The sequence below is a fragment of the Methylomonas sp. MgM2 genome, assembly GCF_054172045.1.
Genome location: NZ_JBSYXO010000004.1, coordinates 188570 through 206355, shown reverse-complemented (window position 1 = coordinate 206355; position 17786 = coordinate 188570). Strand labels below are relative to the sequence as shown.

Below are 17786 nucleotides of genomic sequence, written 5' to 3'. Positions count from 1 at the left end.
TAATTGGCAGTGATAGAAAAAACGCGCGAATTTGAATATACCTGGGATGATTTCAATTTTTTGAGACAAATTTCCAATCAGCATTCGGGCATCCTGGTACCTGATGATAAGTTTGATATGTTCTATTCCAGGCTTTCGAAGCGCATTCGTACCTTGGGCTTTACGCGTTTCAAACAATATTGCGACTATTTACAGAGTCATTCGGATCGTGAATTTACCGAATTTATAAACGCGGTAACGACCAACCTGACTTCGTTTTTTCGAGAAAATCATCACTTCGAGTTTCTTGCCAACCATTTACTGTCGGAACTGCTGAGTAAAAATCGCGCCAACCGACAGATCAAAGTCTGGTCGGCCGGTTGTTCCACGGGCGAGGAGCCTTATTCCTTGGCGATGACATTATTGGAGAATGTTACGGAAGGTTGGGAAATCAGTATATTAGCCACGGATTTAGATACCAACGTCCTGTCAACCGCAGCCGAAGGCATATACCCGATTGATCGGGTTAGCGGCATTAGCGAACAGCGGCTACGGCGTTGGTTTCAAAAAGGAACGGGAACGCAGGCCAACAAAGTTCGGGCGAAAACCGAATTACGCAAAATCATTACCTTTAATCAATTAAACTTGATGCAGGAATGGCCCGTGACAGGTTTTTTTGATTTTATTTTTTGCAGAAACGTATTAATTTATTTCGACAGGTCAACCAAAGCTCGATTGGCGAACCGTTATGCCGGTTTGCTGAAACAAGGTGGACACCTGTTTATCGGTCATTCGGAGTCTTTGCATCAACTGGATACGCCTTTTACCCCGGTTGGTAACACCATCTATAAAAAGATAGTGGCATGATGCATCGCAATATAGTCGGCTTGCCCTCTATATCCGGGTTCGAAAATATTAACCGTTATTGGGATGCCGAAAATGAAATCGTTGCGGCGAAGTTACTGCCGGGTGACTATTACGTCACAAGGGAAAATGAATTGATCACGACGGTATTAGGATCGTGCGTTTCCGCCTGCATCCGAGATGCGGCTGCCGGCATCGGCGGTATGAACCATTTCATGCTGCCCGAAACGACGAAGTCGCGTTTGAATTCAAGGGACGAATCCGTGGTGGGAACGGCGTTACGCTACGGCAATTACGCCATGGAGCATTTGATTAATACTATTCTCCGGTTTGGCGGGAAACGTAAAAATTTGGAAGTAAAATTGTTCGGCGGCGGCAAAATTATCGCGACACTGGGGGACGTGGGTTTAAAAAATATTCAGTTTGTACTGGATTATGTGGATACCGAAGCATTGAAGTTGATATCTCACGATCTGGGCGGTATCTATCCGCGTAAAATTAACTTCTATCCTCAGAGCGGGCGGGTCAGGATGAAAAAAATCAAAGACCTACATAACAATACAATTGCGTTAAGAGAAAAACAATACTGGCTGCAAATCAAAGACGTGCCGGTTGAAGGCAGCATAGAACTGTTTTAGGTTGAATGTGGACAAAATAAAATTGCTGATTGTGGATGATTCGGCATTGATTCGCCAAATACTGACTCAAATTTTCAGTACCGCTGAAGATATTGAAGTGGTAGGCAGCGCGAGCGATCCGTTGATTGCGAGGGATAAAATCAAAGCCTTGAAGCCTGATGTATTGACATTGGACGTGGAAATGCCGCGTATGGACGGTTTAACGTTTTTACGGAATTTAATGCGATTGCGCCCAATGCCGGTGGTAATGGTTTCAACTTTAACCGAAAAAGGAGCGGAAGCCACGCTGGAGGCTTTAGCGTTGGGTGCCGTTGATTTTGTAGCTAAACCCAAGGCCGATGTCCCCGATGCACTGCTTGCTTACGCTGCCGAGCTTATCAATAAAGTGCGCATGGCCGCGAACGCACGAATAAAAGCATTGGAAATTCCGGCGAAGAGCCATTTGACCGGACAATCGCAAGCTAGCGTCAGGAAACTTTTCAAGACTACCGACAAGATTGTCGCGGTCGGATCGTCGACGGGAGGCACGGAAGCGCTGAAAACAATCGTCAGAATGTTGCCTGCAAATGCGCCGGCTATGGTCGTCGCCCAACATTTACCGCTTGCCTTTAGCGAGTCTTTCTCCAAGCACGTAAGCGAATGCGGCGAAATGAGAGCCTGTATTGCCGACGATGGTCAATTGATTTTGCCGGGTCATATTTATATAGCGCCGGGAGACAAGCACTTACAAGTCGGGCGAAACGGTGCGAGATATGTTTGCCGTCTGAACGACGGTCCCCTGGTCAATCGGCACAAACCTTCGGTGGAGGTATTGTTTAAGTCTATGGCGGAAAATGTCGGCAAAAACGCCATCGGAGTGATGCTGACGGGAATGGGGGCGGATGGCGCCAAAGCCATGGTGCAAATGCGTGAAACCGGTGCAATCAATATTATCCAGGACGAGGCTTCCAGTATCGTATGGGGAATGCCGGGCGAGGCCTATAAACAAGGCGCCGCCCATTATGTGTTACCCTTGGAAAAGATCGCGGGCCAAATTCTAGCTTTGATGAATTAAACAAATTATGACCAAATTTCTGAAGGATAACCGCTGGCCGCTGCTTTTTACTGTCGCTATGCTGTTGTCGCCGTTTTTGTTGCCGACCGTATATGTGATCGGTCTATCCATGCCTTTGATCGCATTGGTCTGGATGTACAAGGTGTTTGCGATGGGTAAACAGAGTCAATCCGGCGAAAACGAATTGAACAATAATGGAGACACGGAACGCTTGATTCAGGCAATCGACAGATATCAGAACAGTCTAAGCGGCTGTATCAACGATGAGCTGTTTCAGTTTGATGCGGAACTGAAACAATTGAAAGCGATGGTGGCGGACGCGGTCGTGACGATGTCCGCTAGCTTTAGTAATCTGCATCAGCTAACAACAGGACAATCGGATGTCGTTCATTCCTTGATTGAGGACTTAAACCAATCCGAAGCAAAGTCCGGCGGCAGTCAGACTTTTCAGGAGTTTGCCGAAGAAACCGACAAGGTGCTTGGTTTTTTCATAGACCATATTCTGCAGATCAGCAAACAAAGTACGGAAATGGTCGGCGTGATTAATGACGTCGGCGGCCATATGGCGCACGTGGAAAAACTACTGGGTGATGTTCAGAAAATCGCGGATCAAACCAATTTATTGGCGTTGAATGCCGCCATCGAAGCGGCACGGGCAGGCGAAGCCGGACGCGGATTTGCCGTAGTTGCGGACGAAGTACGTAACTTATCTAAAAACTCGGATAAATTCAGCGAAGAAATCAAGACTGTGGTCAACGCATCCAAGGCAAATATCAAACAGGCGCAGGCGATGATTGAAGAGATGGCTTCGAAGGATATGAATATTACAGTAAGCTCCAAAGCTAAAATCGATAAAATGATGAGCGATATTGCCGTGATCAATAGCAAGATATCTCGAAGTATCGATGAAGTGTCTAAACTCAATACTAAAATCGGGCGCAGCGTCAACGATGCGGTCAGAGGCCTGCAATTCGAAGACATGTCCAGACAATTGATCGAATATTTACAAGCCAATATCCACAAATTTCAAGCTTTAAACGACGAGCTGAAAATAGGGATGGGGGTATTCAGAACGATGGATGCGGCTAGTTGGGAAAAACAGTTAAATGAAGGCGTTGATCGTTTACGGAAAATGAAGGAACAGTGGCGGACTGAATCGCCCAAAGTCGTGTCCCAATCGTCGGTTGACGAGGGCGACGTCGAACTATTCTAAAAATAATAAAAAATATACCTGGGGGGGTAAATGAGCGTTGATTCGAAAATCGACTCCGACGTTTTACATTTCAAACTCTTATGTCTCACTGATTTAAGTGCGTATAAGGGCTTTAAAAAGGCGGCCGATTATCCGGGTGATTTTGCGTTAGGTACGCGATTGCATTTTCGAGATAAGCCGGCGGGCGATCGGCATTCGGCCTTAATAAAAGGCTCCCGGCGCGAGTGAAAGGTAAAGAAACTCCGGAAACAGCAAATCAATAATATTTTTTGCTTGGCTTAAAGCTACTCCAACCACTCCCACTGCCGCCGTTCAGGCGAAAGATGCCTATGCCCAAACAAACTGATTTCTCCAATCTCGATTTCGTGCGGGATTTTTTTCATCGGTTCTTACCCAACTCACAAGTTGTCGCTCTGGCAATCAGCCTAATTGTCGGCTCGCTGCTGATTTACAGTCTGTCCGGATTACTGATGCCGGTATTCGCGTCTGTTGTTTTGGCCTACTTATTGGAAGGCTGGGTCGGCAAGCTGGAAGGGCGCTGGATGTCGCGATTGGTGGCAGTGCATGTGGTATTTTTCGCTTTCTTGACCGTCCTCGGCTTCGTGTTATTTGTCCTTGTACCTATGGTATCCGAACAAACCGTGCAGTTGGTGCAGCGTATCCCGGAGATGGTGGCTAGCGCTCAGGTCAAAATTATGCATTTGCCCGAGGTTTACCCGGAATTTATTTCTCAGGCGCGCATTAGGGAAATTATGTTTTCCATTCAACAAGAGTTGTTGAAATACGGCCAGAATATCATTTCCGGATCGGCTCAGTCCTTTGCCGGGTTATTGGCGGCCGTTATCTATTTGTTCCTGGTGCCGATGATGTTATTTTTCTTCATGAAGGATAAAGAGTTGCTGATCGGCTGGTTTGCGCAATTTTTTCCGGACGACATGACGCTGACCTTGCGAGTTTGGCAGGAGGTGGATTTACAACTTGCTAATTACGTCAGGGGGAAGTTTTTGGAAGTATTTCTTCTTTGGTCTGTTAGCTACCTTACCTTCGCGGTGTTGAACTTGAACTACGCCATGTTATTAGCCGTGTTGATGGGGCTGCAAGTAGTGATACCGTATGTCGGAGCCACCCTGGTCACTTTTCCGGTGTTAGGCGTCGCATATGTACAATGGGGTATGACCGGCGGGAACGAGTTTATGTACGTTTTGATCGCGTATTCGGTTATTCAGGCCGTCGATGGTGTGGTTCTAGTTCCGTTGTTGTTTTCTGAAGCCGTTAACTTGCATCCTATCGCAATTATTGTCGCCATTTTGTTTTTTGGCGGATTATGGGGCTTTTGGGGCGTGTTTTTTGCGATTCCGCTAGCCACGCTGGTCAAAGCCGTATTAACCGCGTGGCCGCGAGCCGGAGGGCAGGTTCCGGAAGTCGTATGAGTGCTTATAGATTATCAGAGGCGTAATCCGCTAAACGGGAGCGCTCGCCGCGTTTTAAGGTTATATGGGCGCTGTTCTCCCAGTTTTTGAACCTGTCGACTACATAGGTCAGGCCTGAACTGGTCGCCGTTAAATACGGGGTATCTATTTGTGCCAGATTGCCGATGCAGACGATTTTGGTTCCCGGGCCAGCGCGCGTAATCAAGGTTTTCATTTGTTTCGGCGTCAAATTCTGCGCTTCGTCGATGATCAGATAACGATTTAAAAACGTTCGGCCCCGCATAAAGTTCAACGAACGAATTTTTACGCGGTTCATCACCACGTTTTGCGAAGCGCCTTGTTCCCATTCATTGTTACCCGAACGGCTACCTAATAATTCCAAATTATCCATTAATGCCCCCATCCACGGCGCCATTTTTTCTTCTTCGGAGCCGGGCAAAAAGCCGATGTCTTCGCCGACGGGAACGGTTTCACGGGTCATGATGACCTCTAAATAGGTTTTCTGCTCCATCGTCAGCGATAAACCCGCGGCTAAAGCAAGTAAGGTTTTTCCGGTTCCAGCGGAACCGAGTAAGGTGACGAAGTCGACATCGGGATCGAGTAAGGCATTGAAAGCGAAATTCTGTTCGCGGTTTTTGGCAATTACACCCCAAACGCTGTTATGTTTGTTTCTATAATCTTTAGCCAATTGTAGGACCGCCGTCTCGCCGTTACAGGATTTAACTATCGCTTCAAACCCCGACTCATCTTCAAGATAAAGATACTGATTGGGATACCAATCGGCTACATCGCGGCCGTGAATACGGTAAAACGTTTTATTGTTCTCCTGCCACGATTCCATTTTGCTGCCGTGTTCTTCCCAGAAGCCCGGTTCTAAGGCCATCGAGCCGCTATAGAGCAGGTCGATATCTTCTATCGTTTGGTCATTGTGGTAGTCTTCCGCGTTAATCTGCAAGGCGGCGGCCTTGATCCGCATATTGATATCTTTGGACACCAAAATAACGTTGACGCCGGGATACTCCTTGCTCAAGGCCATGACGATGCTCAGAATGGAATTGTCGGCAATTTGTCCCGGCAGGTCGGACGGCAGCAAATGCGACAGCTGTCTGGTTTGAAAATACAGACGGCCGATATCGGCTTGCTCGCCGCCTGGTCCGAATTCGATTTTGGATAATGGCAAGCCTTCGTTGATAAGGGCTTGGTCGGCATCGCGAATCAATTCGTCAAGGAAGCGGCTGACTTGGCGCACGTTACGCGAAACGTCCGATATGCCTCTCTTTGCATGGTCCAATTCTTCCAATACCACCATAGGAATGAAAATATTATGCTCTTGAAACCGAAAAATTGCGGTTGGATCGTGCATCAGTACATTGGTGTCCAGCACGAAAAGTTTTTTTGCGGTGGATTTAATATTCATGTAGTCCTGTTGGGGTCAGATGTATTGCTTTTTGTAGCTTTCTACCTTATTTGCTATCGGTGCGTCAATTGCGACTGACAATGCCCCGATCAGGGTTCGTTTTGGTCGGTGCCCGGTTTGTGTTGCTTGTTTAATTACACTAGAATGCAGCGTTAGTTTAATCGCGACGCGTTGTCTTTATTACTTTGTTATTGGGTGTCGGAGCATGACATTTTCAGGAACACGTCAGCCGGATTTGGATTGGAGCCACGTCAGGGAAACAGTCAAGCTATTGGCGGTTTCCGTTGCACAAGTTAAAGCAAGTATGAAAGCTGGTGACAGGTCGATTGATGAATTAGCGAAGTCGTTTACCGAAATGGTAGACGATATGGCCGCTATTAATAATATCTTGACCGCGTTGCCAATCAGTGCGGAAAGAGATGACGCGTTACGGAATTGCGTAGGAATGCAAGATAAGATTTACGCTTCGATTGTGGCATTTCAGTTTTATGATAGATTGCAACAACGTCTACAGCATGTTTCTCTCGGCCTGAAAGAGTTGTCGGCATTAATAGGAAATCCTAATCGCCTGTATAACCCAACGGAATGGATGAAATTTCAACAAGAAATTCGCGGGTGTTACACAATGGAGTCCGAGAAAATTATGTTTGATGCCATCCATGAAGGTAAAAGTATCGAACAGGCGCTCGCGTTGGTGCATATATCGGAAAATCAATTGGCCGATAACGATGAGGTCGAGTTGTTTTAATTGCTAAAAGTTTTAAAATTATTGATGAATAACAGATTTTTGTTAGCTTTGGTTCCACTGATATCGATGGTGTCGGGATGTAGTACTGTTAGTGACCAACAGCCTCCTAGGCCGGTTGCCAAAGTGGTCAAACCAAGCCAGCCTGCACCGCAGAAAAAGCCTCAGACCAAAAAAACGCCTCCCCCTGTGGCCAAGAAAACTGCGCCTGACACTGCAACCTATCCAATCGACGACGGTAAGGGCAGTATTAAGATTGAATCGAATGTGCCTGAAATTCGGATCGATCCGCTGGCTCCACCCGTTGAAATCCCGGCGGCAACGGGTTCGGCTACTACGGATAACGCCGTTCAGCACAATAGCATTCAGGGAAACAGCATTATCGGCAATGCCGTCGCGGCCCCGCCCCCCCCCGCTTTCCCACCTTACACGATCGAAGATGTTCACGTCCCGACCGGAACGTCACCTGCTGTCGTGGCCTTGCTTACCGAAGCGGACCGCAATCGGGCATCCGGCAATCTCTCGGCGGCCGTTGTCGCTACCGAGCGCGCTTTGCGTATCGATTCACGCAATCCGACTTTGACCTATAAACTGGCGCAGTTAAGAATCAAGCAAAACAAACCTCAACTGGCAGAGGAGTTAGCAGGAAAGGCTGCGTTATTGGCGGGAAACAATCTGGAGTTAAAACGCAAAAGTTGGTTGTTGATTGCGGAAGCCCGACGTATGCAACAAAACTATCAGGGTGCCAAACAAGCTCAATTTAAAGCCGAAAGTTTTTATGGCCGTTAGTTAGAAAGCATAGTGACCAATCTTGCTGAAATATTCGGCAACGATGGTGCGTTAGCCGCTCATATCGATGGCTACTCGCCGCGCGTTGCCCAAATCGAAATGGCCGAAAAAATTGCGCAAGCTATAGAGAGTCGGCAAAACCTAATTGCCGAAGCAGGCACCGGCACCGGAAAAACGTTTGCCTATCTGATACCCGCGATTATTTCCCGAAAAAAAACCATTGTTTCCACCGGCACCAAAAATTTGCAGGATCAGCTGTTCAATAAAGATCTGCCACTGATCCGCAAAACCTTGAGCCGCACTCCGTTTAAGGCAAGTCTACTAAAAGGTCGTGCCAATTATCTCTGCACCTACCGTCTTGAATTAGCGCTAAACGCCTCTTTCGGCTATGTCAAACAAGATGCCGAGGCGCTCGCTAAAATCAAAACTTGGTCTAGCCGAACCAGAACCGGTGACGTTTCGGAAGTGGCCGACGTGCACGACGGCGATCCTGTTTGGTTTCATGCCACCTCGACCACCGATAATTGTCTTGGGCAAAACTGCCCCGACTATACCGATTGCTTTTTGACGAAAGCCCGTAAACAGGCCCAGGAATCCGATATCGTAGTGGTCAATCACCATTTGCTCTGCGCGGATTGGTCTATCCGAAACACCGGCTTTGGTGAGTTGCTCCCGGACGCCGAAGTGGTCATCATAGACGAAGCGCATCAATTGGCCGATACCGCATCTAACTTTTTAGGCGTATCGGTTAGCGGCAAGCAATTGACGGAGTTGGCGGACGATACGCTGGCTGAATATTTTACCGATGCCAAAGACATGCCGGATTTGCGTACGGCTTGTGAAGATTTGCAACTCGAAGTCAAGGATATGCGTTTGGCGTTCGGTTTGGAACTACGCCGTGGCGATTGGCAAGACATCGAAACCAATCCCAAGATGACCGCAGCCCTGGCGTCTCTGCAAAAACAGCTGGCGCGTCTGACCGATCAATTGGAGCGGGCATCGATCCGTAGCAAAGGTCTGGAGTCGTGTTTCGAGCGGGCGGAAGCACTGGACATGCAATTGGAAACCTTGATTAAGGACGAGGACGGGCAGTGGATCAAGTGGTACGAAACCTACAGCAAGTCTTTTACCTTAAGCCGGACTCCGCTGGACATTGCTAAAGAATTTCGCGGATTCATGGCGCAACATAAAGCCATCTGGATTTTTACGTCGGCGACCCTAAGCGTGGCTAATAATTTTGTCCATTTTTCCAAAAGCTTAGGATTGAACGATACACAAAGCCAAAGCTGGGAAAGCCCTTTCGATTATCCTAATCAAGCCTTGTTTTATCACCCTAAGGGTTTACCGCAACCGAGTGATCCGGCGTTTACCGATAAGATTGTCGATTTCGTGTTGCCGGTGCTTGAAGCGAGCCGGGGCAGGGCGTTTTTCCTTTTTACCAGTCATAAAGCCTTGCAACGCGCCGCTCAATTATTGGATGGCAAACTCGATCACCCGCTTCTAGTGCAGGGCAAGAAATCGAAAGCGGTTTTGCTGGAACAATTCAAAAAACTCGGCAACGCCGTATTGCTGGCCACTGCCAGTTTTTGGGAAGGCGTGGATGTACGCGGCGATGCCTTATCGTGCGTCATTATCGACAAATTACCGTTTGCATCGCCCGGCGATCCGGTGTTGAAAGCGCGCATGCATGCAATGGAAAAGCAAGGACGCAACCCTTTCTTTGAACATCAATTGCCCAGTGCCATCATCATGTTGCGCCAGGGCGTCGGCCGTTTAATTCGTGATGACAATGATAGGGGGGTGCTGATGGTTTGCGATCCACGCCTGTTGAAACGCGCATACGGTCAGATGTTTTTGGACAGCGTGCCCCCGATGAAACGCAGCCGGGATATCGAAGATGTGCGGAACTTTTTTGCTATAGAGGAAAATCATTGAAATTATTGGCAGTAGAAACATCCACCGACGCCTGCTCGGCCGCCTTGTACGTCGATGGCGAGACTATTGAGAATTTCGAAATCGCACCGCGCCAGCATACCAAGCTAATTTTACCGATGATTGACCGCTTGATGGCCGATGCGCAGCTTAAGCCGCAACAGTTAGACGGTGTCGCATTGAGCCGCGGACCCGGTTCCTTTACCGGCGTGCGCATTGCCACGGGTGTGGTGCACGGCATAGCGTTCGGAGCCGATCTGCCTGTGGCGTTGGTGTCGACTTTGGCCGCAATTGCGCAGGATTTTTTCAATCGCCACAAAAAAGGCGCCGCACAGGGATGTGCAAGTGCCGCGAAAAGCAGGATGCTGGCAGAGGCCGCCGCACAGGGATGTGCAAGTGCCGCGAAAAGCAGGATGCTGGCAGAGGCCGCCGCACAGGGATGTGCAAGTGTCGCGAAAAGCAGGATGCTGGCAGAGGCCGCCGCACAGGGATGTGCAAGTGCCGCGGGAGGCGGGACGCCGGAAGCGACCGTTTCATTCACGGCGATGGATGCCAGAATGGACGAGATTTTTTGGGGTGTTTATCGCCGTGATGATGCGGGATTGGCGAAACTGATCGGCCGGGAGGCCGTGACGCCGGCCGCCGAAGCCGTTTTTCCGGAATTGGAGGGTTTTGGCGTTGGTTCCGGCTGGGCTGTCTACGGAGAAACGCTATCCAAACGCTTGGGCCGGCGTGTGCAAGGCACTGAAACCCGAATATGGCCAAGAGCGGCCTGCATCGCACAGTTAGGCGTCTACGATTTTGCAAATGGCATCGCCGTGCCGGTGGAGCAGGCGATGCCGGTTTATCTGCGCGACAAGGTCGCTAAAAAGCAATCCGAAAGATGAGGTACAATAGCCCGTTTATTGCTCGATACCTATCGTCTTCTCCATGGCTGAATATCTTGAAATCCATCCGCAAAATCCCCAGCCGCGTCTGATTCAACAAGCGGCCGACATGATTCGCGAAGGCGGCGTCATCGTTTATCCGACAGACGCCTCCTATGCGTTGGGTGCGCAAATCGGCGACAAGCAGGCAATGGATAGGATGCGCCGGATTAGAAGATTGGACGACAATCATAACTTCACCTTGTTATGTAACGATTTGTCTCAAGTCTCGATATTCACCAAAATGGGTAACGATGCTCATCGCTTGATCAAAAACCTGACGCCTGGACCCTTTACTTTTTTGCTGGATGCCACGCGCGAGGTTCCTCGCCGTCTGCAACATCCGAAAAAGAAAACCATAGGCGTGCGCATCACAGACAACCGCATTGCCCGTGCTTTACTAGAAGCACTCGGCGAACCGCTGCTTACTACGACAATGATCTTACCGGACGAGGAAGAAGCGATGGCCGATCCTTACGATATTAGGCAAAAATTGGATCGAGAACTCGACTTAGTGATCGATGGCGGTATCATCGATTACAAGCCTACGACTATTATCGCCTGCACGGATAATGTCATTGAAATTGTCAGACAGGGGATAGGTCATGCCCCGATGTTGGAGAAATAAATATGATGGAAGAATTGACGCTGATTCAGCGCATTGTCGTATGGGTCTTGCCGGTCATTTTTGCGATTACGGTTCATGAAGTCGCGCATGGCTGGATGGCTAAAAAATTCGGGGACATGACTGCCGACCGGGCCGGCAGGCTGACGCTAAATCCCTTGAAGCATATCGACCCGCTCGGGACGATTATCGTTCCGGGACTATTACTGATCACGTTTACCGGCTTCATATTCGGATGGGCAAAGCCGGTACCGGTAGATGCCCGGAATTTTAAGAACCGCAAAACCGCCATGATGATGGTTGCGCTGGCAGGACCTATTTCCAACCTGCTGATGGCTCTGGCCTGGGCATTGTTGATTCGTATTGCTGTAATAATCAATGTCGAGTTCGTCTCGATGCCGCTGATCTACAGCGGCGTAGCCGGGATTACGATCAATTTGGTCTTGGCGCTGATTAATCTCTTACCGATTCCGCCTCTAGACGGAAGCCGGGTTTTGTCCGGTTTGCTGCCGGACTACTGGGCTTGGCGCTATAACCAACTGGAGCGCTTCGGTTTTCTGATACTGTTATTGCTGTTAATTACAAACGGCTTAGGATTGATCTTGGCTTATCCCATGTATTATGCCCAGCAGTTTTTTTTCTCTCTCGCTGGTTTGTGAGTTCGTTTAATCTTAAGCCGTTATGAACGCTTTGGACCAAACTGTTGAGCCGTCTGCGGTTTCCTCGCCGCTGGCCTTAGTTCAAGGTCAGCCGTTTCAAGACTTACCGGACGATTTGTATATTCCTCCCGATGCGTTGGAAGTGTTTCTGGACGCCTTCGAAGGGCCTTTGGATTTATTGTTGTATTTGATCCGGCGTCAGAATCTGGATATCCTGAATATCCCTATAGCTCAAATAACCCGGCAATATATCGCTTACATCGAGATGATGGACAGCTTACGTTTGGAATTGGCGGCGGAATATTTGGTAATGGCTGCGTTACTTGCGGAAATCAAGTCCCGCATGCTGCTGCCTCGGCAACCTGAAAGCGAAGAAGAGGAAGAGGATCCTAGAGCATTTTTGATTCGGAAGCTGCAGGAATATGAAGCCATCAAAAAAGTTGCCGAAGAAATCGACCAACTGCCGCGCGATGAACGCGATACGTTCGCGGCAACAGTGGACGTCTCGACCGTTGACGTGAAACAAGCTTTGCCGGATTTGCAACTAAAAGAACTATTGCTGGCGTTTCAGGACGTATTGAAACGCGCAGTACAACTCAGTCACCATCATATAAGCAAAGAGCCCTTATCAGTCCGTGAACGAATGGCAACCATTTTGGAAAAACTTAACGGAGCAGATCAACTCCCTTTCGCAGCGTGTTTTACCCGAGGTGAAGGAAAAAACGGGGTGGTTGTCGCGTTTCTTGCCATCCTTGAGCTCTCGAAGGAACGAGTCATCGATATCCTCCAGCCCGCTCCCTTTGCAGGAATCTTCGTCCGAATCCGCGTTAATAACAGCACCGGCGACTGATAACGCCATTACCGAAAGTGTCGTTGATGATTCCAGTGTTGAAGAAATCAAACCTAAGCCAAAGCCGAGAAAGCCTAGAGCCAAACCCGCATCGGCGACCGAGCTTGTCCGCGTTCGAAAAAAAGCCGTTCGCTTACCGCCGGTTTGGTCGGCCGAATTACGCACCAAACCTTCGCCACCGCCATTTGTCCCGAAATTCAGGAGTAAAACGCGTTTTCCGTCGACCTGGACCAAAGAGTTACGTACTCATGCCGCAAACCCCGTTGTTTACGAAGTTTCGGCGCCATTACCTGAACAGCCGATAGAGTGCGACGTGAATATAAAACGCATCGTAGAAGCCATTCTGTTCGCCGCGAATAAACCCATGAGCATCAAACAGATTCAACAGGCTTTTCCGGAATTGGATCAGCCCGATACTTTGGAAATTCAGCTGGCACTGGAAGCGATTGCCCAGGATTATCTGACCCGGCCTATCGGTTTGAAACGGCTTGCCAGCGGTTATCGTTTTCAAATTAGGGAAGGTGTGGCACCCTGGCTAACGCGCTTGTTCGAAGAAAAGCCGCCCCGTTATTCCAGAGCATTACTGGAAACCCTTTCCATAATCGCTTATCGCCAGCCGGTGACGCGTGGCGAAATCGAGGATATTCGTGGTGTGGGCGTCGGCTCCGGCATTATTCACACCCTATTAGACCGTGAATGGGTGCGAGTCGTGGCGCATAAAGAAGTGCCCGGACGTCCGGCCCTCTATGGCACCACCAAGCAATTTCTGGATTATTTCAATCTATCTTCGTTGAGCGAATTGCCGACACTGGACGAGATTATCGATCTTGATCTCAGTCATGACCAAACACAGCAGGAATCCCGTGAAAGAACGCAAACCCAGTCATCCGAAACCGAAGTCTCATTCGACGACGCCGCGCCGGAAAGCGCATCCCTCGACGAATCCACCGCCGACAACCGAACGTTACACTAACATCCCGGCCGGCGGGGAGCGTATCCAAAAGTTGCTGGCCCGGGCCGGAATCGGTTCACGGCGCGAAATCGAAAAATGGATAGAGGAGGGGCGGGTCACCGTCAACGGCAACCGTATTCAACCGGGTTATCATCTGAAGCCGCACGATCATTTGCAAATCAATGGGCGCGTTGTGAAGTGGGAAAAATACGCCGATCAGCCGACACGTGTATTGGTGTATCACAAACCCGTTGGCGAATTAGTCACGCGGCGCGATCCGGAAGGTCGCCCCGTCATATTTACCCAATTGCCGCGTTTGGCCGTCGGACGTTGGGTGGCGGTAGGACGATTGGACATCAATACCTCCGGATTGATATTAGTCACAAACAATGGCGAACTGGCGAACCGTTTGATGCATCCGTCTCGCCAAATCGAACGGGAATATGCGGCTCGGATTTTAGGTGAAGTCGACGAGGCCATGATGCAACGCCTGCACGACGGTGTGGAACTGGACGACGGCCTTGCCCGTTTCGAAGAAGTGAGTTTTTACGCCGGTGAAGGTGCCAATAAGTGGTTTTATGTTACCGTCAAACAAGGCCGTAATCGTTTGGTCAGGCGGCTATGGGAATCACAAGGCGTCAAGGTTAGCCGCTTAATCCGCATTCGTTACGGTGATATTATCTTGCCGGAACGCGTCAAGGCGCATTCATACTATGAGTTGGAGCAAAAGGAATTGGAAGTGCTGATGGCGTCTGTCGATTTGTAAAAGAGCTTTCGCCGTTTTCCGCGCCGGGTACGATTTGGCCGTGACTGCATCAGGATCGGAAACCGCAGGGTTCTGCCCGAACATAAAAGACCACGCGCCTGGGTGCGAACCTTGTCGAGATAAAGCACCGCTCGCCAGGGTAAGCGCTGAATCCGGCGTGAAAAATCGCCTAACACGATTCTTCCGGCAATTGAGGTTAATACGATGGGGCAAACTAACAAAGCTGTCAAACCCGGCCTCGCGACGCAAGTTAGAGTCTGGTTCGATGAAAACATCTTGGAATTAGGCCGGCAAGTCCGCTGGAGTTATTTGCCGCCTTTGATGGTATATCTTGCGGCCGGGGTGTCGGGATTGACCGGAATTGTCGGCACATTCTTCGTGAAGGAATACCTCGGCCTGTCCGCCGAGTTTCTGGCGGCCTTGGGATTCTGGGCCACGCTGCCATGGACCTTGAAGATGCCTATCGGGCATTTGGTTGATTTATTCTGGCAATATAAAAACCAGTTTATCTACCTAGGCGGCGTATTGATTGCTTCCAGCTTGTTGATCATGAGCAATCTGCTGAGCGATCTCCGCTACATGCTCACCATCATGCCGGCCGATGATTGGTATGTTCTAGCCGCCTTGTTGGCGCCTATCGGCTACGTCATCCAGGACACGGTGGCCGATGCGATGACGGTCGAAGCCGTGCCTCGCTATGACCTACAGGGGCGGCCGGTCAGGGAAGCCGATGCCCATTTAGCTCACACGACGATGCAAACCTTGGGCAGAGTCGCTATTATCGGCGGCTCGATGCTGGTCGCGGCTGCAAATGTCAGTCTTTTCAGTGGTGCCGCGGAAATGACGGTCGCCGAAAAGGCCGAGGTTTATTTGCGCATTTATCGCCTGGCCTTATTCATCCCGTTGATTTCGATAAGCGGTGTATGGCTGGCTTCTTATCAGCGCCACGAGCGAGCGAGCGCGCTGGCCGCGCAAGGTTACGAGTTCGAAGATATCGACCGTATGTTAGGCCGTAACGAGAGGGCGCTGACCGAAGTCAACTGGTGGATATTGGGCGGTGGATTCGGCTTCGCGTTATTAGCGTTAGTCGTTGGCTTGGCCGACCGGCCCTATAGCGAAGAGATGGTGTTCGCAGGCTCCTTGGCCATTGTGCTGTTTCTGATCCGGCGCTTGACTAGCAATCTAAGTTGCGACGCCCGCAATCAGCTTTACGGTATCGCTTTCGTAATCTTTGCCTTCCGCGCCGTACCGACTGCCGGCGCCGGCGAAACCTGGTGGGCGATAGACGAGCTAGGTTTCGATCAGCAGTTTTTGTCAAAACTGTCCCTTTTAACCAGTTCCTTGACTTTACTGGGCATGTTTATATTTCGCCGCTTTATGGCAGAACGCCCGATAACTTATATCATTGCGGTGCTTGCCATTGCTTTGGGGCTGTTGTATTTGCCCAATGTGGGATTGTTTTACGGTATTCATAAATGGACGGCGGCGCATACCGGCGGCGTGGTCGATGCCCGCTTTATCGCTCTATTCGATACCGCGCTGGAATCTCCGCTGGGACAGATAGCGATGATACCGATGCTTGCCTGGATCGCGCATTCCGCACCGGAAAATTTGAAGGCGACTTATTTTGCCGTAATGGCGGCTTTTGTCAATTTGGCTTTGTCGATGTCGCAATTGCTGACCAAACTGTTGAACCAATGGTTTGTGATTACGCGGGAAGTCAGAGAGGCAAGCACAGGTATGCTGGCCGTGCCGGCCGATTACAGCGAATTAGGGTTGTTATTGATTTGCGTGATGATAATCAGCATGGTCATGCCGCTACTGGCAATCGTGGTCGCCAATCGCACTTTTTTGGGCAATAAAAAATTATAAGGTTGAATTGCCGAGTTTTAGCGTCCGTAACGGTAAGCCGCCAAGTGGCAAGGTCACGGCGCATGCGCGGGCTACCGTTTTCATCCTCGCAACTTGCGCTGTTCCACTACATTATCGACCGCATGCCAAGTTCGGGGACGATGTTAATTTATTCGTACCTTTGATGCCGGCTTTGCATATCGGGATAAAACACGCCGACCGGGCGACTAAAGGTGAAATTGAAGGGAGTAAGTATCAATTTGTCTGTTGCGATGTCGAAAGCGTCGTGCGGCGGAGGGATCATGGCGAAGGCGGTTAATGGGGAGATAGCAACAAACAATGCAGAACTGCAAATTGTGGCCGCCAAACCGACCGGCCTAGCCAGTAGTACGTCAACCAGAAACGCGTCCGCTCTAACGTCGTCGGCGTATGCATTCGTTGTCGTGATAAACAACAGCGCGGCCAATGCCCATCTTGCCATTTTGTTCTCCATATAACTATAAAAATAATACCTTTCCTGCGTGAGGTTTTCGGCAATTTGCTTTTCCGTTTTCGGTTGTTTTGAAACAGGATATCTATCAATCGCTATCGTCGCGCGATTTAGTCAACTCGGCCAACATGTTTTCTAAGTGTTTGATTTTAACATCGCAATTTTCAATGCTTGATTGAACCTTACGCTGAAAAAAAATTCCCATGGCTTCGCCGTCAATTTCGTGTTCCGCATATTCGTTTAATAAATGGCAGGCATCGTTCATTGCTTGTTCCGCTCTTTGCAAACGGTCGTTTTCAGAAAAATAGTCAGTATCGCTCAACATCATGATACGACTCGTTAATTCATTCTGGTGACGGAAAACCGCTTCAGCGTACTCGGCAAAACTATCATAATTTTGCGCTGCGGGCGGGAGAGTGGAGCAAGCGGGCAATGTCAGCACTATTGTTGTAACGATACGAAAAATTTTATAACGAGGTACATCCATCATTAATCTCTTGACGCGAACAAGCAAATCAGTCGGGCAATTCACGCGATTTGCGTACGAAAAACCAGCTGAACGGCCATTCTACCTTCTCGATAACGATTCAGCGCATAAATCCGAAA

The 17786-nt window shown here is 49.4% G+C and carries 18 protein-coding genes; 15 read left to right on the top strand and 3 right to left on the bottom strand.

The window, feature by feature from the left end:
- Window positions 1–9 precede the first annotated feature (9 nt).
- From ACW73I_RS05340 to ACW73I_RS05320, 5 genes are all read left to right on the top strand, one after another.
- A complete protein-coding gene (locus ACW73I_RS05340) occupies window positions 10–846 on the top strand; it encodes a CheR family methyltransferase (RefSeq protein WP_458028205.1) in 837 nt (278 codons plus the stop codon).
- On the top strand, window positions 843–1481 hold the full coding sequence (gene cheD / locus ACW73I_RS05335) for a chemoreceptor glutamine deamidase CheD (RefSeq protein ID WP_458028204.1): 639 nt from the start codon (window positions 843–845) through the stop codon (window positions 1479–1481). The genes ACW73I_RS05340 and cheD overlap by 4 nt, the downstream gene beginning before the upstream one ends.
- A 7-nt stretch (window positions 1482–1488) precedes the next feature.
- Entirely contained in the window at window positions 1489–2535 is a 1047-nt protein-coding gene (locus tag ACW73I_RS05330) for a protein-glutamate methylesterase/protein-glutamine glutaminase (RefSeq protein WP_458028203.1), read from the top strand.
- A gap of 7 nt (window positions 2536–2542) precedes the next feature.
- Window positions 2543–3748 (top strand): methyl-accepting chemotaxis protein, encoded by a 1206-nt coding sequence (locus ACW73I_RS05325; protein ID WP_458028202.1) that lies wholly within the window; start codon window positions 2543–2545, stop codon window positions 3746–3748.
- Window positions 3749–4077: 329 nt separating this feature from the next.
- Window positions 4078–5178 carry an AI-2E family transporter gene (locus tag ACW73I_RS05320; RefSeq protein WP_458028201.1) on the top strand — a complete coding sequence of 367 codons (1101 nt, stop codon included), beginning with the start codon at window positions 4078–4080 and terminating at the stop codon, window positions 5176–5178.
- A gap of 4 nt (window positions 5179–5182) precedes the next feature.
- Here the strand turns inward: ACW73I_RS05320 and ACW73I_RS05315 are convergent, their stop codons facing one another.
- On the bottom strand, window positions 5183–6595 hold the full coding sequence (locus ACW73I_RS05315) for a PhoH family protein (protein ID WP_458028200.1): 1413 nt from the start codon (window positions 6593–6595) through the stop codon (window positions 5183–5185).
- Window positions 6596–6800: 205 nt separating this feature from the next.
- Here ACW73I_RS05315 and ACW73I_RS05310 point away from each other — a divergent pair, with 205 nt between their 5' ends.
- The 10 genes from ACW73I_RS05310 (at window position 6801) to ACW73I_RS05265 (ending at window position 16711) form a co-directional block, all read left to right on the top strand.
- Window positions 6801–7343 carry a hypothetical protein gene (locus ACW73I_RS05310; RefSeq protein ID WP_458028199.1) on the top strand — a complete coding sequence of 181 codons (543 nt, stop codon included), beginning with the start codon at window positions 6801–6803 and terminating at the stop codon, window positions 7341–7343.
- 24 nt (window positions 7344–7367) lie between these two features.
- Window positions 7368–8129 (top strand): tetratricopeptide repeat protein, encoded by a 762-nt coding sequence (locus ACW73I_RS05305; RefSeq protein WP_458028198.1) that lies wholly within the window; start codon window positions 7368–7370, stop codon window positions 8127–8129.
- Between the two features lie 12 nt (window positions 8130–8141).
- Window positions 8142–10064 (top strand): ATP-dependent DNA helicase, encoded by a 1923-nt coding sequence (locus ACW73I_RS05300; RefSeq protein WP_458028197.1) that lies wholly within the window; start codon window positions 8142–8144, stop codon window positions 10062–10064.
- On the top strand, window positions 10061–10948 hold the full coding sequence (gene tsaB / locus ACW73I_RS05295) for a tRNA (adenosine(37)-N6)-threonylcarbamoyltransferase complex dimerization subunit type 1 TsaB (RefSeq protein ID WP_458028196.1): 888 nt from the start codon (window positions 10061–10063) through the stop codon (window positions 10946–10948). Before ACW73I_RS05300 ends, tsaB begins: the two co-directional genes overlap by 4 nt.
- 43 nt (window positions 10949–10991) lie before the next feature.
- On the top strand, window positions 10992–11615 hold the full coding sequence (locus ACW73I_RS05290) for an L-threonylcarbamoyladenylate synthase (RefSeq protein WP_458028195.1): 624 nt from the start codon (window positions 10992–10994) through the stop codon (window positions 11613–11615).
- A gap of 2 nt (window positions 11616–11617) precedes the next feature.
- The gene (locus tag ACW73I_RS05285; protein WP_458028194.1) at window positions 11618–12271 is read left to right on the top strand and encodes a site-2 protease family protein; all 654 of its coding nucleotides are present in this window, start codon (window positions 11618–11620) and stop codon (window positions 12269–12271) included.
- A gap of 22 nt (window positions 12272–12293) precedes the next feature.
- A complete protein-coding gene (locus ACW73I_RS05280) occupies window positions 12294–13121 on the top strand; it encodes a segregation and condensation protein A (protein WP_458028193.1) in 828 nt (275 codons plus the stop codon).
- Between the two features lie 313 nt (window positions 13122–13434).
- Entirely contained in the window at window positions 13435–14094 is a 660-nt protein-coding gene (scpB, locus tag ACW73I_RS05275; RefSeq protein ID WP_458028192.1) for an SMC-Scp complex subunit ScpB, read from the top strand.
- Window positions 13985–14839: a 23S rRNA pseudouridine(2605) synthase RluB gene (gene rluB, locus ACW73I_RS05270; RefSeq protein ID WP_458028191.1), complete on the top strand. Its 855-nt coding sequence runs from the start codon at window positions 13985–13987 to the stop codon at window positions 14837–14839. Before scpB ends, rluB begins: the two co-directional genes overlap by 110 nt.
- 204 nt (window positions 14840–15043) lie before the next feature.
- Entirely contained in the window at window positions 15044–16711 is a 1668-nt protein-coding gene (locus ACW73I_RS05265) for a hypothetical protein (protein WP_458028190.1), read from the top strand.
- A gap of 148 nt (window positions 16712–16859) precedes the next feature.
- On the opposite strand, the gene ACW73I_RS05260 is transcribed toward ACW73I_RS05265, so the two are convergent.
- Both ACW73I_RS05260 and ACW73I_RS05255 read right to left on the bottom strand, forming a co-directional pair.
- On the bottom strand, window positions 16860–17171 hold the full coding sequence (locus ACW73I_RS05260; protein ID WP_458028189.1) for a hypothetical protein: 312 nt from the start codon (window positions 17169–17171) through the stop codon (window positions 16860–16862).
- Between the two features lie 97 nt (window positions 17172–17268).
- A complete protein-coding gene (locus tag ACW73I_RS05255) occupies window positions 17269–17694 on the bottom strand; it encodes a hypothetical protein (protein ID WP_458028188.1) in 426 nt (141 codons plus the stop codon).
- Window positions 17695–17786: the final 92 nt, after the last annotated feature.

Coding starts and splice junctions, on each gene's coding strand:
- cheD (WP_458028204.1), top strand. CDS start 843: ATGATGCATCGCAATATAGTCGGCTTGCCCTCTATATCCGGGTTCGAA.
- ACW73I_RS05325 (WP_458028202.1), top strand. CDS start 2,543: ATGACCAAATTTCTGAAGGATAACCGCTGGCCGCTGCTTTTTACTGTC.
- ACW73I_RS05320 (WP_458028201.1), top strand. CDS start 4,078: ATGCCCAAACAAACTGATTTCTCCAATCTCGATTTCGTGCGGGATTTT.
- ACW73I_RS05315 (WP_458028200.1), bottom strand. CDS start 6,595: ATGAATATTAAATCCACCGCAAAAAAACTTTTCGTGCTGGACACCAAT.
- ACW73I_RS05310 (WP_458028199.1), top strand. CDS start 6,801: ATGACATTTTCAGGAACACGTCAGCCGGATTTGGATTGGAGCCACGTC.
- ACW73I_RS05305 (WP_458028198.1), top strand. CDS start 7,368: ATGAATAACAGATTTTTGTTAGCTTTGGTTCCACTGATATCGATGGTG.
- ACW73I_RS05290 (WP_458028195.1), top strand. CDS start 10,992: ATGGCTGAATATCTTGAAATCCATCCGCAAAATCCCCAGCCGCGTCTG.
- ACW73I_RS05285 (WP_458028194.1), top strand. CDS start 11,618: ATGATGGAAGAATTGACGCTGATTCAGCGCATTGTCGTATGGGTCTTG.
- ACW73I_RS05280 (WP_458028193.1), top strand. CDS start 12,294: ATGAACGCTTTGGACCAAACTGTTGAGCCGTCTGCGGTTTCCTCGCCG.
- ACW73I_RS05265 (WP_458028190.1), top strand. CDS start 15,044: ATGGGGCAAACTAACAAAGCTGTCAAACCCGGCCTCGCGACGCAAGTT.
- ACW73I_RS05260 (WP_458028189.1), bottom strand. CDS start 17,171: ATGGCAAGATGGGCATTGGCCGCGCTGTTGTTTATCACGACAACGAAT.